Annotated in this window: 18 protein-coding genes; 9 read left to right on the forward strand and 9 right to left on the reverse strand. The window is 60.2% G+C overall.

The genetic code is table 11. The annotated features are described in order from the left end of the window. Window positions 1-359 precede the first annotated feature (359 nt). Together AB7535_RS40800 and AB7535_RS40805 are read right to left on the reverse strand one after the other, a co-directional pair. Window positions 360-737: an ester cyclase gene (locus AB7535_RS40800; RefSeq protein WP_439037722.1), complete on the reverse strand. Its 378-nt coding sequence runs from the start codon at window positions 735-737 to the stop codon at window positions 360-362. A 94-nt stretch (window positions 738-831) separates the two neighbouring features. Beyond that, entirely contained in the window at window positions 832-1104 is a 273-nt protein-coding gene (locus tag AB7535_RS40805; protein ID WP_354134740.1) for a hypothetical protein, read from the reverse strand. A gap of 98 nt (window positions 1105-1202) precedes the next feature. Here AB7535_RS40805 and AB7535_RS40810 point away from each other — a divergent pair, with 98 nt between their 5' ends. From AB7535_RS40810 to ligD, 3 genes are all read left to right on the forward strand, one after another. After that, on the forward strand, window positions 1203-1436 hold the full coding sequence (locus AB7535_RS40810; RefSeq protein ID WP_439037723.1) for a hypothetical protein: 234 nt from the start codon (window positions 1203-1205) through the stop codon (window positions 1434-1436). A 26-nt stretch (window positions 1437-1462) separates the two neighbouring features. Then, entirely contained in the window at window positions 1463-1663 is a 201-nt protein-coding gene (locus tag AB7535_RS40815) for a hypothetical protein (protein WP_049831966.1), read from the forward strand. A 239-nt stretch (window positions 1664-1902) separates the two neighbouring features. Next, window positions 1903-2781 carry a non-homologous end-joining DNA ligase gene (ligD, locus tag AB7535_RS40820; RefSeq protein ID WP_354134738.1) on the forward strand — a complete coding sequence of 293 codons (879 nt, stop codon included), beginning with the start codon at window positions 1903-1905 and terminating at the stop codon, window positions 2779-2781. 1117 nt (window positions 2782-3898) lie between these two features. Here the strand turns inward: ligD and AB7535_RS40825 are convergent. The 6 genes from AB7535_RS40825 to AB7535_RS40850 form a co-directional block, all read right to left on the reverse strand. Continuing rightward, complete coding sequence (locus tag AB7535_RS40825) at window positions 3899-4372, reverse strand: ATP-dependent DNA ligase (protein ID WP_439037724.1); 474 nt, start codon at window positions 4370-4372, stop codon at window positions 3899-3901. A 71-nt stretch (window positions 4373-4443) separates the two neighbouring features. After that, the gene (locus AB7535_RS40830; RefSeq protein ID WP_354134736.1) at window positions 4444-4821 is read right to left on the reverse strand and encodes a hypothetical protein; all 378 of its coding nucleotides are present in this window, start codon (window positions 4819-4821) and stop codon (window positions 4444-4446) included. 519 nt (window positions 4822-5340) lie between these two features. Next, the gene (locus AB7535_RS40835) at window positions 5341-5490 is read right to left on the reverse strand and encodes a hypothetical protein (RefSeq protein WP_354134735.1); all 150 of its coding nucleotides are present in this window, start codon (window positions 5488-5490) and stop codon (window positions 5341-5343) included. 1544 nt (window positions 5491-7034) lie between these two features. After that, window positions 7035-9284, reverse strand: a complete 2250-nt coding sequence (locus tag AB7535_RS40840; RefSeq protein ID WP_439037725.1) for a LuxR C-terminal-related transcriptional regulator — start codon at window positions 9282-9284, stop codon at window positions 7035-7037. A gap of 273 nt (window positions 9285-9557) precedes the next feature. After that, window positions 9558-10181 carry a response regulator transcription factor gene (locus tag AB7535_RS40845; RefSeq protein WP_028153973.1) on the reverse strand — a complete coding sequence of 208 codons (624 nt, stop codon included), beginning with the start codon at window positions 10179-10181 and terminating at the stop codon, window positions 9558-9560. 101 nt (window positions 10182-10282) lie between these two features. Continuing rightward, entirely contained in the window at window positions 10283-10711 is a 429-nt protein-coding gene (locus AB7535_RS40850; protein WP_354134733.1) for a hypothetical protein, read from the reverse strand. A 501-nt stretch (window positions 10712-11212) separates the two neighbouring features. On the opposite strand from AB7535_RS40850, the gene AB7535_RS40855 reads away from it, so the two are divergent. Then, window positions 11213-11560 (forward strand): DUF1236 domain-containing protein, encoded by a 348-nt coding sequence (locus AB7535_RS40855; protein WP_028153974.1) that lies wholly within the window; start codon window positions 11213-11215, stop codon window positions 11558-11560. Between the two features lie 91 nt (window positions 11561-11651). Further along, window positions 11652-12071: a hypothetical protein gene (locus AB7535_RS40860; protein WP_354134732.1), complete on the forward strand. Its 420-nt coding sequence runs from the start codon at window positions 11652-11654 to the stop codon at window positions 12069-12071. A 59-nt stretch (window positions 12072-12130) separates the two neighbouring features. Here AB7535_RS40860 and AB7535_RS40865 read toward each other — a convergent pair whose 3' ends face one another. After that, window positions 12131-12412, reverse strand: coding sequence for a hypothetical protein (locus AB7535_RS40865; RefSeq protein WP_439037726.1), 282 nt, complete (start codon window positions 12410-12412; stop codon window positions 12131-12133). A 386-nt stretch (window positions 12413-12798) separates the two neighbouring features. On the opposite strand from AB7535_RS40865, the gene AB7535_RS40870 reads away from it, so the two are divergent. The 4 genes from AB7535_RS40870 to AB7535_RS40885 all read left to right on the forward strand — a co-directional run bounded on the left by AB7535_RS40870 (window position 12799) and on the right by AB7535_RS40885 (window position 13845). Then, window positions 12799-13014, forward strand: coding sequence for a hypothetical protein (locus AB7535_RS40870; protein WP_354134731.1), 216 nt, complete (start codon window positions 12799-12801; stop codon window positions 13012-13014). Beyond that, window positions 13011-13418, forward strand: coding sequence for a hypothetical protein (locus tag AB7535_RS40875; RefSeq protein ID WP_354134730.1), 408 nt, complete (start codon window positions 13011-13013; stop codon window positions 13416-13418). The genes AB7535_RS40870 and AB7535_RS40875 overlap by 4 nt, the downstream gene beginning before the upstream one ends. 89 nt (window positions 13419-13507) lie before the next feature. After that, window positions 13508-13717 (forward strand): hypothetical protein, encoded by a 210-nt coding sequence (locus AB7535_RS40880; RefSeq protein WP_038944827.1) that lies wholly within the window; start codon window positions 13508-13510, stop codon window positions 13715-13717. Between the two features lie 5 nt (window positions 13718-13722). Continuing rightward, window positions 13723-13845, forward strand: coding sequence for a hypothetical protein (locus tag AB7535_RS40885; protein ID WP_272481429.1), 123 nt, complete (start codon window positions 13723-13725; stop codon window positions 13843-13845). Window position 13846: the final 1 nt, after the last annotated feature.

Genomic DNA, 13846 nt, shown 5'->3' on the forward strand with positions numbered 1-13846 from the left:
GCGCGTTCGTCAACGACGGGAAGAAGCCTGAAGAAGCGGCCGAGCTCGCCGGATATCACCCAAGTCGGTTTATAAGACAATGCGACTGCCAGCGGTCGCGGCTGCGATCTCGGAATCGATACAGCTTGACCTTGCGGTCGTAGGTGCCCCGCTTGCTTATCGAGTTGCGAAGTCGCTCCTCCAAGACACAAGCATTCGCGCCCGCGTCCGAGCCGATCTGTCGATCAAAGTTCTAGATCGGGCAGGGCACATCGCTCCAACTCGCAAGGATACGTCGTCACAACAGAAGGCGCTTTCTGAGATGTCGCGGGATGAGCTCGCCGCCTTCATTTGAGCTCCAACCATTTGACCCCAACCGTCTATAGTTGCGCCTCCAAGGCTGCCTTATCGATGACCGATCGAACGCGTATTATCTTGCAGCTATCGAATTCGTAGAAAACGTTCTCGTGAAAGGAAACTCGCCTGCTGTTTACTGGCAAGCCGAGAAAGACGCCTGTTGGAGAGCAATCGAACCGTAGCCGGCTTCCCAGGTGGGGATACTCACTAATCATTATTTCCACGTTGAAGCGAAGGTCGGGAATTGCCGCGTAATCCTGCTCCAGCATTTCTCGATACCCGGACAGGCCAAGGGGATTGTTGTTATGGACGACCTCGTCGGCGACGAACTTGCCCAAGCGTGACCAAGCTTGCTCATTCAGGCAGTCGATATAGTCGCGATAAATCTGCTTTAGATCCATTACTGAATAACCTTGGCGACCAGACCGTAGACGACGGCCGCGCCGTCTTGTAGGGAGCGACGCGGCCGAGAAGTAAACCTTACGAGAACCGAGCTTACTTCATGCTGCCTGGCGCCACCTTCGTGCCGCCCTGGTCGCTACCGGGGCCGGAGCCGCCTTGGCCGGACGCGTCGGGTTTCACCATTCTGCCTTTGGCCATGCCGTCCTTGCTCATGCCGGTGGTGCCCTTGGTCATCGAACCCTTCTCCGTGTTGTGCATGCCAGGCTTCTGCATGTTGCCGGACTGCGGAGCGGGGCCGGAAGTCTGAGCGAAGGCGGAGCCGCAGATGAGACCGAGGACGGCGGCAGCGATAATGATCTTCTCCATCGAATGCTCCTGTGTACGGGCCAACGAGAGCGCTGAAATCATGTTCCTATTGACTCGATGTTCCCGCTCTATTCTTGTGGACATTTCACAGGATGCCCATGCCTGACCTCAACTACATCCGCTTTGAGATCGAGCGCATGCGCGTGCAAGTAGGTCGCCAGCGCAAAGAGATCCTCCAGTTACGGCGTGCCGGGGTAGGGACCACCTCGGCGGAAGCTCTGCTAAGCCGAATGCAGGCCAAGGTCGATGGCCTTTGTTTGCAGCGGGATGAGATGAAGAAAACGCAGCCGCAGGAAACCCGTACGCGCGTTCTAGGAGGGCGGAAGTGGTAGTTGAACGACCGAAGTATTTCTCCGACATGCAGGATGTTCCGGAATTCCTGAAGTCACTCGACCAGACGCGGAGGCTGTCGACCCGTGAAGGTTGGTGTAGGGCGCACATCGAGGCCATCCAGGTTGCGATTGACCAGTATGCGGAAGCCGCTTTCGGCAACCGGGAGTTCTTCCTCAACAAGCCGCACAGCATCGGCCCGAGCCGAAGCAGGAGCGACATTCCTTAGCGCCGTTCTCTTTTATCACATCCCGTTCGCGCGCTGTTCGAGAACCGTTCTCAAAAATACAACCTGCAAAGGCGCTCGCGGTTGTGGGGGGCGTTGGGCTGTATTCACGGATGGAACCCATCTCCGGCCTCGAAGTTGGAGACTCGTTGAGTAAGGTAGGTAGACTGCCCGCCGCCGGCCCCAATACCGGCGGCGGTTTTTTGTGAGTAGCGTGAGTGACAAGGCGTACGAGACGCGCGATGCCGGGCTTCATCAAGCCCCAGCTTGCCACCCTCAAGATGAAAGCCCCTGCGGGCGAGGACTGGATTCACGAGATCAAGTACGACGGCTACCGCATCCAGCTTCACCTCGACGGTGACACCCACAAGGCCTTCACCCGCAACGGCCACGATTGGATTAAGCGCTTCTCCGTCATTGTCGGTGCCTTCGACCTTCCATACCAGGCCATCATCGACGGAGAGGTTGTGGTCATCCATGAAGGCCGTACCAACTTCTCCGAGCTACAGGCTGAACTCGCAGGCGGGCGGCAGGATCGTTTGCTGTACTACGCCTTCGACTTGCTATGGCTCGACGGCAAAGATTTAAGGAAAACGTCTCAGCTTGCCCGCAAGGAGTTGTTGAAGGAGCTGTTTGATACCCACGGCGTCGAAGCGCCCGCGCACTACAGCGACCACCTGATTGGCGACGGCCAAGAGATGTTCGAGCACGCGGCTCTGCTCAAATACGAGGGCATCATCTCGAAGCGCGTCGAAGCGCCGTACCGCTCCGACCGCAACGAAGGCTGGCTGAAAGTCAAAGCCGTCCAGCACGGCAAATTTCCTGTCGTCGGCTTCGTCAAAGACCCCTCAGGTGTCGCTGCCTTGTACCTCGGAAAGAAGGAGGGCAAAGAGCTGGTCTACATGGGCAAGGTCGGGACGGGGTGGTCTCGTACCGTCTCCAGCGAGATCCGCAAGAAGCTCGACACCGTCGTGAGCCCCAAGGCTAAGCTGACCAAACCGATCAGGAAGCCCAAGGCTACATGGGTCGAGCCGACGTTTTACGCCGATATCGAATTTCGAGACATCACCTCAGAAGGTCTATTGAGGGCGAGCTCGTTTAAGGGGTTGTCTCGGAAATAGGAGTGGCGAAAGCGCTACCCGCCAATTTGTTCGGTTGCTCGATCTTCAGCGGGTCACCGATCGGACGTGGGGCGGTCAATGGTGATCCCCCAGTCAGCTCGACGTCGCCAAGCAGACCGCGCGGCACTGTCGGCATGGTTCGAGCAGCGGAAGCGGTACCTCCGTTTCTGGGGGAAGACGAGATGGGGATCAGGGCCAGGACATCTGTTGGGATGCCAACTCAAAGGCCCGCTGGTTCACTGGCGGGCCTACCACCAATAAGCAACCCCTGCCGGTTTACGACAGGGGCTGCCGCGGATGGATGGCCTGAGGCTAGCGCCGGGGCGTCTAGGTGTCACGCCAAGGACCCGCTGAAAGTCAACGCCGCTCGGCGCCGCGCACAAATAAGCGACTTCTTAGGTCGCGTCGGGTTCGATCACGTGTACCAGGGCGGAATACACGTTTTGGTTTTAACAATTGTTCTGCAGTACGCATTGCGACCACCAGTCACGCTAGCGGTTCGCCAGCTTGACCGATCGAAAAGCGATCGCGCAAGCCGTGGTCCCCCGACACACGGGCTTTCTAACTCAACGATGCTGCGATATTTTAAAAGCCACGCCTCGGAGCGCAAACCGTAACCTGCCGAAATCTGCAGACCTATTGGCCGCCAAGGACGAGCTTCTTGCTGGTCGACGGATTGTCATTGGTGCTTCGGCTGGACCGCGCCTTAGCGGTAAGAAAGGCATCGTTCTTGGTCAGGGAGCGACGGCTACTCAGGTCAAGGTGCTCTTAGACGGTGCCAAGGGCTACGTGATTCTCCATGCGCGATACGTTGATCTATTCGAGGATCGATCCGCTACCGAGGGGGTCTAGAATGACCGAAATGAAGGCGCGGTACGTTGTTTGGTATGAGCGACCGGTAACCGGCCGGTTCACCGTACTGGATCTTTCACTAGATGTGCCTGCGATCGGAAAAGGCGGGAAGCCTCTGTCTGGCTTGTCGCACTCCACTGCTGAAGCAGAGTCCGATAGACTGAACGCTGCCCGCAGCCGACCGAGGGGCCCAGAAAGGGGATGGACGGAAAGGGGCAATTGAACCGCCGGGCCCCGATTGGGCAGGAGGCGCGCGACCGAACGCTCAGAATTCTCGCGTCATTGCCGGATGGGTCCGGTTCTTCACCTTGATCCAGTCTTTCGAGCGGCCGGCGCCATAACGCCGGTCGCGGCGTTTCGAGACCAGGCCCTCGAGGCCCATGCGGTAGGCGGCGGCGAATAGATCCGGACCGATCTCGGCAGCCTCGAACGGCGCGACGAATATGCCATCAGGCCGGCCGCGCAGCAGCCGCGCCAAATTGGTCTTGCGCATCGTCAATGGCAGCTGGCGCAGGTCCTCGCCGCCAAGCGCGAGGATGTCGAACGCATAGAGCTGAACCTCGTGATCATGCTTGCGCAAGTGCAGGGCATTGAAGTCCGAGGCGCCATCGACGCCGAGCACCACAGCCTCGCCGTCGATGGCGAACTGCTGCTCGCGGTTCTTCAGCGCGGCCTCGACGATCCAGGGGTATCGCTTGGTCCACGTGCGACCCGCCGTCTCGTCAGACTCACATTGCACCTCTAGTACAATGACCCAGGGGCACCCCTTATTATCGGCGCGAGGTGCGGTCCTTGCGGCAGTTGTTTGAGTCAATGCTGCCGGAAATGTATTCGACGTTGCTGGAGCAATGCCGCAAACGATCCGGGGCGCGGGGTGGCTGTGAGGTCAGTCGAAACCGATCGACACAGCCTGTGAGCCCGACTGCGCCAAGCGTCCCGTTCCTTCCTCACGTCTGACAATTCGTTGCGGAGCAGCTTGATAATTTGGCGCCGGGTGTCGATCTGCGCCTGTAGCAGAGCCATTTCTGCCCGTTCCCAGCCCGCAGCGTCTTGCCCCACTGACTCGCCGGAGGCATGTCCCTCGGCCGCTCCAAAGGCGTACACGCGGTGCAGCAGCAACTCGGCGGTGTCGATCTGGCCGATGTTCAAATTGCGGGATACCGGGGCAGCTTTCTTCAGCCTCAACATGGTGGACCTCGTTTTAGGTCACCCCCTTTGCAACCTCCCAGATCCGGCTTAACCATTCGTTAACCCTGGACCAGTGGCAGCGGCGCATCTTTGATCCTTAGGTCAATGTATCGTCTGGTGTGCGCCGACCGTTCCGACAAGAGACGTGCGCGTGGTTTCGCCGGCGAGATTTCTACGTGATGCCTCGATAGCGCGGCCAGGCCGCCCATCGCTCATGCATCGGCGATCTCGTCGGGCGAATTGATCTGCAATCGCGCGAGCAGCCTGGGCTTCCTGCTGTGAGACTTGCTTGGCGGTGCCGCCGAGCCTCCTCGCAATCTCCTTGTCACCAGATGTCAGCCTGAAGTCTCGCACGTTCGGTAGCCGCGCGACGGCCCCAATCCTCAGTCTCCCTTCCTCGTCGGCTATTTTGCGACCGCGCTTGTCATCGGCGCCTACGTCCCTCAGATCTGGCGCCTCTTGAGTGAGCAATGCTCCGCCGGAATCAGTGTGCGCGCGTACGCTCTATGGAAGTTGTCGTCAGCGCTCTTTCTCGGTCATTCGATCACCATAGGCGATGTGGTGCTCATGATGACACAGCTCGTGAACATAGTCGCGCTCGGGGTTATCCTGGTGCTTGCGCGGGGTTTCCGCAACCACATCTGCGCCGCACATGCGCGCCAGCTTCACGTCATACGAGAGTAGTTCTGGGCAACGCACAACGTCGCGACACTGGCTTCCAGCGCACCAAGCGGCCGAGCCGCAAGCTGGATAGGGTGACTAGCGCTTAGTCGAGAAAATCACCGATTGGTCATCGAATTCACTAGTCGGGAGCTGGCCTGCAGCCGCTGTTAGCTCTCCGATCAACATCGAGTTCGTCGCCACTACAGCTCGGTGGGAAGAGGGCCTGACTATCGCTGCGGTCGTGGCGGCAGCAAGGAGAACAACAGCTACCAATCCAGTGATCGTACGATGCTCGGTCATAGGAAATCTCCGTTCCCCACCCGACGGACGTAGGTCACGAGAGTCCTGCAAAGGTTCAACAACGCCGGACGGATCACGAGTTTTATAAGCGTCAGCGTGTTTGACTAGGGCAAGGCGCGGTACATGAATGGTGATCGAGCGGTTCGCACGACGGCGCGTTTGCCATTACCGGCCGACCGCGAACGGCTCGTCGAGGAGTGTTGGGCTTATTGCCCCATTGATCAGCGAAAGGGAGGATACCATGGTCCGTGACCTTTTGCTCCTCGTCGCCGTTTCGATTGTTATCTGGAGCGTCTTTGGAAATTCGCCACAGGACCCCGGCACCCGCGAGGTGAAACATCACTCTCCTTGAATGCCGCTCCGGATTTGCAGCGGACGTCTGAGTTCAGTCCGTATGTGAGGACAGAGCGCTGATAGTTCTGTCGCCCTGTGCCCAAGTCAGCACTCGCAGGCCAGTCTTGTATCTCCTACGCGCACTCTCGTGAGCCCGGCACGTTCTGCACAGGGTCAGCGGAGGATGGCTGTTGGGGTAGCTCCGGACCTCTCCCGCGGAGTAGCGGCACTTGTCGCTGTCGCAATTGGGGTTGTTGTTTGGATTATTCACATGGGCCCCGGTCAGGTCGCGATCTGCCTAAAGTGAACGAAGATTGTGACGAGTGCATGCATGGGAAAGACCTCACCGCGCCGAAAAGGCGGCTCCAGCGGTAGGGTCGCGAGCATGCTGGAGCCGCGCAGTTCACGATGTGCAAAGCGCTCCGGGACGAATTGGATCGGCGCGAAGCGTGATTCAAATGCTGTCGAGCGCCAGCGTTCCTATTGAAGACGTGTTGGGCGGGCTACCCCAAAATTTAATGTGGCAAGGTATCATTTGAGAGCGCGCGGACGCACCGAAAGCAGAGGGTGGTGCCAGTGCGCGTGACAAGCCGCGCGCTCGCGGCCCCGGCGTCCCGGCTCCTGTCCCAGGCCTCCCGGACGATTGGGGCCGTCGCGGCCGCGTCAGCGATCGAGCAGTGCGAGGACCATCAATGCCGGTGCAATCATCCCCAGCAGGATAATTAGCACGATGAACATTCGCTCGTTCACGGCGGCCTCCACCGGGCTAGAGACCTGAGGCGGGACGTCTAGGGTACTCCGACACAACACACAGGCGAAGAAAACGGCCCCGGCTGCAGGGGTTCAAGGGGGTAGACCAGGGCAGCCGGTTACGCAATACACAAAAAGCGCGGCCCGGCCATTCGATCAGTAAATTGCTACACAATCAAATCGTGAGTCGCATGGAGATCGGCGTGCCATGAGTGATCGTGGTGCGCATCTGAAATATCAATCCCGTCAGCATCCTGGACTGGCTCCGGCCCCTCGTGCGCAACAGCATGCTGACCATCTCCATAGGCTTTTCCATTTCCGTGGCTCAGCTGCTGAAGGTCATACATGCCTGAAGACGTATTGTCGGCGCCACTCTTAAAATGAAAGGAATCGCCAAGGTCGGTGCCAACCGCTGATTTGGCCTGATCTGCGTTGTCGGAAGAAGGCCCGCCCTTTCCTTCAGTCTTAATCTTCAATGCCGAATGTGCGTCGTTGGCAGAATTTACGGACGCCATTGGTATATCCTGCTCCGGTTTGCCAGTATCTAGATCAGCTGCCTGTGGATGCTGCGCGTGTTGCTTGCCGGCCGCGGAACCGTCTCCAAAAGTCTGCAAATCGCCGTGCGCTTGTCCGCGATTCGAATCTTCTCCCAGGGTCTCATGCTTGGCATGCCCCTTGGCGGCCATGGAGCCGTTGTCGGACTCATGCAGTGCCTTCTGCGATTGACCGTGATTTGAACTGTCTCCCGGGGCCTCATGCTTGGCATGCCCCTTGGCGGCCACGGAGCCGTTGTCGGACTCTTGGGGTGACTTCTCAGATTGACCATGATTTGAACCGTGTTCCGAGGCCTCATGCTTGGCGTGCCCCTTGGCAACTCCGGAGCCGTTGTCGGACTCATGCAAGGCTTTCTGCGATTGACCGTGATTTAAACCGTCTCCCGCGGCCTCATCCTTGGCGTGCCCCTTGGCAGCGCCGGAGCTGTGGTCGAACTTATGTAGCGTCTTCTGCGATTGACCGTGATTTAAATCGTCTCCCGGGGCCTCCCGCTTAGCGGCTTCGGAGCTGTTGTCGGAAGCGCGCAAATCGGATTGCGATCGACCCTGATTTGACCCGTTATCCCGGCCTGTCTGCGTTGGGTCACGCTGCGCGGCTTCGTTCGCGGCCGCCGCAACAACATCAACGGTCCCGGAGCCTGGGGGAATAAGAGTTTCTCGGTCACTGCCGCCATCCTCCGCATGGGCATTGCCGACATAAAGCTCGCTACCGTCTGTGGCGATTGTATCGCCTTGGGCGAACTTGAATGCGAACGCCCCATCGTACACGGCTGTGCCGCCGAAATTCGCGAAGCCGGGAAGTACGGATGCCGGTCCGTTGGCGTCGCTTGCGGTAGATGAAGTGACGATGTCATCGCTGAAATCGAACGCTTGCACGGCGTGGTTGGCACCATCGAGCTCGTAGATCAAGGCGGCGAAAGCTGCAACCATGAAGATGCTGTAGCTGCTCGAACCCGGCCTCGGCGCGTTCAGTGCTGCCTGCACAAATTGGCTCGCGGCAATCTCGGCCACAGGGTCGACGAGTTTGCCGGTCGGCGATGACGTCCCGGTTGCGGCGCCGGCGCGGTCCTTACTCGCGCCTCTGGCCGGGGTGCCACCTGATACTGCTTCCTTGCGGCTGATTTTAATGGTGACGACTTCCGCGCAGCCGTTCGCGGCCATGACCGTGAAACTTTCGGTTGCGGCGTGACCGGGCGAATCGTCCAACGCTGCCAGGATCGCAGCTGCCAGGATACTCATCGCGCCATAACGGCGCGACAGTGCCAGCGCGGCGAGCTCCGTCCGGCTGTGGATTCCGAGCTTCTGTCGCGCGTGGTCGATGTGAATCCTGACGATCTCCAGAGAGACACCGAGGACCCGAGCAATTTCACTGTCCGACAAACCTTCGGCGACGAGATCCATGATCGTCCGCTCGTTGACGGTCAAAACCGCCAGAACGTTATTGCCGAACGATGCGATTCCATTAGCTTCGTGACCGACCCTCGCCAGGTCTGACCCTGGTTTTTCCAGCCTCAGGGACTGGACCAGCGCTTCTGGTTGGGCGTTCATCGAAATCGCGCCGCAAGCACCGGTCGCCAGTGCCCTGGCAAGATCGCCGCAGGCGACAGTAGCAGTGAAGAACACCAGCCGGGAGGAAAGGGCTTCGTCATCCACGACGGCGAGAATGTCGGAGGCGGTTACATCGGTGAATCCGTCCTCCAGTAACACCACATCGGGCGTCAAACGGCGAATGGCCGCAAGGCAACTAGCTCCATCAAGACAGCACGCAACCACTTCGAAATCGGGCTGCGCTCCGAGCAGCGATGCAAAACCCTGCAGAACAATGGGACGTCGATCTGCTATCACAAGTCGAACGCGACGCATGGGCTTCCTTCGCTCGGCCTCGCAACACAACATGAGAAGCGGCGGTGTAACTCCGCTCGGTCGATTGCGTTCCAAATTGTCATAATGAATTCGTGCGGATGCTTCTGACGATGAGTCAATTAGTTCGTCGGGATAGCTCCATATGGCTCGCCCCCTTACGTCGCGCGCACGTCAGAGGTCGTGCCGCTCCAAGTGCGCACGGTGAGCAGGACTCTCTCCGATGTCGCTATTGCGCGAAAATTGCAGAAAAACAGGATCCCAGTCGACGACCCTTCACCGGCGCAAATCGATCTCGACTGCAATCCGGACGAGGTCGGAGTGATTTTTAGCGCCGAGCTTGGACTTCAGCATGGAGGTCGTGTTGGCAACGGTTTTATAGGAGATGCCGAGTTCGGACGCGACTTCTGAGATGCGGTCGCCACGACCCAAAAGCCTCAGGATCTCTAGTTCGCGTGGGCTCATCTGCGTCAAAGGGCTGGCCTTGATCGCCGCGCCCGCGAAGGTTGTCGCTTCCGTCAGACGCGGTGAGACGAAGCGCTCCCCGGCTGCAACCTTCCGGATGGCCTTGGCCAGGAGCCGAGGATCATCGCTCTTCGAGACATATCCCTGAATGCCCATCTCCACAGCGCGCACCACGAACGCCGGATCCTCACTCACGCTGAGCATGACTATTTTGGCGGCCGGATCATCCCTGCGGATTCGCCGGGTCAATTCGAAGCCGGTAAGATCGGGGAGGCTCACGTCAACCACGGTGACGTCGGGATGCTTCTGCAAGTACGCACGGTGGCCGTCCTTTGCATCGGAAGCCTCCAGGATCTCGACGGAAGGGTCCGACGTGAACAAAGCCCGGCAGCCGGTCACGACAACGGGATGGTCGTCGACGATCAATACCCTCATGTTGATCTGGTCCTCATTAGCACGCTGTCGCTTCCTCCAGTTGTGAAGAACGTCGCGAGCACTGTAATGGTTCAAATATCTGAGCGGGACGTCGGGCGAACCTACCGAAGGAGCACGAATTGCAGAAGATCTGGAATGTTCTTCTTTCGGCAGAGCCTGCTGTTTCCGATCACTTTGATGATCCTGAGCGCCCAGGAATCGGGGCACGCACGCGCCGTCGCGAGAGCCGTAAATGGAGCCCTTGAAGCTTCGCGCAATCCGGAGCAGACGCTGGACGCCTTTGGCAACCGGCTCGGGAAGCGAAACTCGAGGGCGACAATCTGCTGATCGAGATCGCGGATGATGTGCGCAAGACCCCCGGTATGAAATTCTGCCGCGGGTTGACCGGCATGTCCGAGCCTGTTCGGGCGCTCGACGGCAAGCTCCAATTTGCACGCGAAGACGAGCGCACCATCGTGCGCTGCACTCTGCCGATCGGTCACAAAGCAGACGTTCGCGGGACCTAAACGGGAGCAGAACCGGCGGTTCATACACCATTCAAGTCTCGGGGCCTAACGAGACCTGCCACCGGGGACAACTGTGAGGTGGACCATGTCGGGCTGGACTGCCGCGAGCGCCGCTTGGAGGACTTGCTGTCGCTCTATGCAGATCAGGCTACGCTTGATTGCTGCAGCGGAGAACGGTTCGTCGGCAGGCCGGCCTGCTTTGCTATTGGCCGGCCAAGCTACGTGGCGCAATTGAGGCCGCATTCGAACTGGACGAAGTCCATCGGGAGCCGGAATGCGTTCGGCTCGACTACCGAGATTATAACGGCAGCGCTGTGAGTACGAAATTCTGGTTCGACGCCGAAGGCAGTATCACCAGAACGCTTTGCGTACCTCTCCCCGGTGCGAGATCGAGGGCGGCCTAGCGATAGGGGACGAAGACAAGCGCACGATCGGGAAAAAGCGGCAATATTCTATCCTTGCTCAGGAACTTCAGCGCCGTGGTGAGGTTTTCGCTGCGTCGCATCTAGCGGCAAGGAGAACATGATGAAAAAATTGTTGCTGATGTCTGCGGCTGCCGCGCTGATCTCGACGGGCGCGATGGCACAGTCCACGGTCGTCACCACCACCACCGGCGCCGGCCACGCCGCCGCGGTGCAGATCGAGCCGGAATACCGCACTAAGATCCGGACCTACGTGACCGAACACAAGGTCCGTCCGGTGGAGACCCGCGAGAAGATCGTGATCGGCCAGCCGGTGCCGCGCGAGGTCGAGCTCGAGGCCGTCCCCGCCGACTGGGGTCCCTCGCTCACCAAGTATCGTTACGTCTACTCGGGCGAACGCGTGATGCTAGTCGATCCATCGACGCGCACGGTCGTCCAGGAGATCGACTGAGTCCTTCGAGGCGGGTCGCCCAAAAGGCGGCCCGCCTCGACGTCAATCCGGCCCCGCCGATACCCCATTCCTTCCTTGCGAGCGGCCGTCCATGCCCATCGGTCGATACTTCGTCTTTGTCGGCGCGCTGCTGCTGGCGCTGCTCTTCGCCGCCGACCGCTATCTGCCGGCTCCCGTCGAGCACGCGGCGGCGGCCGATCCTGACAGGACCATCATCCGGATAGCCTCGGCAAGAAGCCTTCCGGAGAAGATCATCTTTGACACGCGTCCGCGCACGGATGTTCCGATGATCGCGCAGGTCCATCCGGCCCGTGAAGAACCGTATCCGGTGCGCGAAGCCATGGCCTCCATGCCTGCAGCACCTACCGTCGAGATCAAGAAAGACCCGCCAACACGCCTCTCCGCAGCGTCCCGCCCGCATCCGAAGCGCTCGGCAAAGCCGTCGAAGAGAGCGGCCGAGCGGCAGCTTGCCTTCGATCGACACGACTCATTCACCGGTGGATGGTGGTGAGCCGGAAGGAAAAGGCCGCGCCTTGCAGAGCGCGGCCTCCATCGCGTCCGATCGACCGGTCACCAGTGGTGGTGGCGATGCCAGCGATGACGTACGACCGGATAGGAGCCGCGATAATAGGCGTAGGCGGGACGAACGACCCGGCGATAGCGATAGCCGTAGGAGACGGGCGCCGTGTAGTAGGTGGTGGTGTAGCCACCGCCCCAGCGATAAGGCTCGCCATAGCCATAGTCGTAGGTGTGTGGGCCGCCGTAATAGCCCGCGCCGTAGTAGCCGGGGCTGCCGTAATAGTCGTAGCCGGGTCCCCGGCCGTACGCCGAGGACGCAATCCCGCCGATCACGGCACCCGCAACCAGGCCGCCGGCGATACCCGGCCCCCAGCCGCCCCAACTGTCGTGGCCACCGACGCCAGACCGAGGGCGCCGACCGTCAGCGCCGACATTGCAATATTCTTCATCGGAACTCCTTTTAGATTGCGGATGCCCCGCCGATAACGGGAAAAATAGGCAATGGTTGCTGACCCGGCGACGAGGGCAATCGGAGCACCGCGCCGGGACAGCGTCGCTCGAAGCACCAAGCCTGGAGCAGCAACGGTCATTGCAGCCGAGTCAGGACCGGAATGCTGCGGCGCGAGAGAGGGACTACCGACGTGGCGAGGTTAACAATGTTGAATTCGCCGACGGACTTTTCTGCGCTAGGCTTCGCTCTCGCCTTTCTCGGGGGTCCGATGTTCGATCCGGCCACGACCGCGCTTCTGCGCGCCGTCCTCGACGATGTCTGCGCAGACATCTCGCGCTTCGAAACCGGCGCTCGCGCGCACGTCGCTTCCAGGATTCTGCAAGCCGTCGCCGAGGGCAACGTCGCGCTGGAAAACCTGAAGAAGGTCGGTCGCGAGACTTCGCGACGCGCCGACGATGTGGCGCTGATCAGGGGCGGGGCGTGAACTTCCAGGTCACGGTTCTCAAGATCCTGGTGAGCTATCCCGACGGCTTCGCCGTCATGGCGGACCTCAAGCGCGACATGGCCATCCTGGCCACCAGCGGGCGCGACTGGACCGAACGGACCAAGCGCCTCGCCGCACGCGTCCCCGATCTCGACATTTTCTCGCAGGCGCTGGTCGAGCGCCTGAACGGCGGATGGCGGATCACCGAGAACGGCCGGACGGTCCTCGACTTCATGGAAGCCAGGTCTTCCGAGCCGCAAGTGGAACGGGCCGACGCTCCCGTCGAGCGCCTCGCGGCCGTAGAGCCCGCGCCGCGACTTCTCGCCTCCATAAGGGCTGCCCGAAGCCGGCGCCTGCAGCGCCGCCGGGCGGCGCGCGAACGAGCACGGGCGAAGGCGTCCTGATACGTCCTTCGCCCACGATCGGGAAAAACCGGAAACTTTCGCAAGCGCGCCGAGTTGGCACCGACTGGTTGCGGCCCCGGAGCGCGTAGATGGTCGACGATGTCGTGTTGAAGATGGCCGCGGAGACCGCATGGACGGTGTACCGATTGAGGCGCCCCGATATCAATTCGCGAGATGACCGACGCTGTCTGCTGCAGCGTCACCTGCAGAGGAGATGGGAAGAGCGGCGGAGCGATTCCGAAGAGCTCGCAAGCTTGGGGATAGCCTATCTCGACCGGCTTCCCGACGAAGAATGCTGAGGGACATGAAGATGTTCGTCGCGCGGGTGGCCTGCGGAAGCACACAGCCCGGTTGGACGCTGCTCGCGATTTCCTTCCTGCTTTCGGCCGTTGTGGTGGTGATCATGCGCTTCGTTCTGGGAGCCTAGC

The sequence above is a fragment of the Bradyrhizobium sp. 956_D2_N1_4 genome (genome assembly GCF_052076025.1).
Lineage (GTDB): Bacteria > Pseudomonadota > Alphaproteobacteria > Rhizobiales > Xanthobacteraceae > Bradyrhizobium > Bradyrhizobium barranii.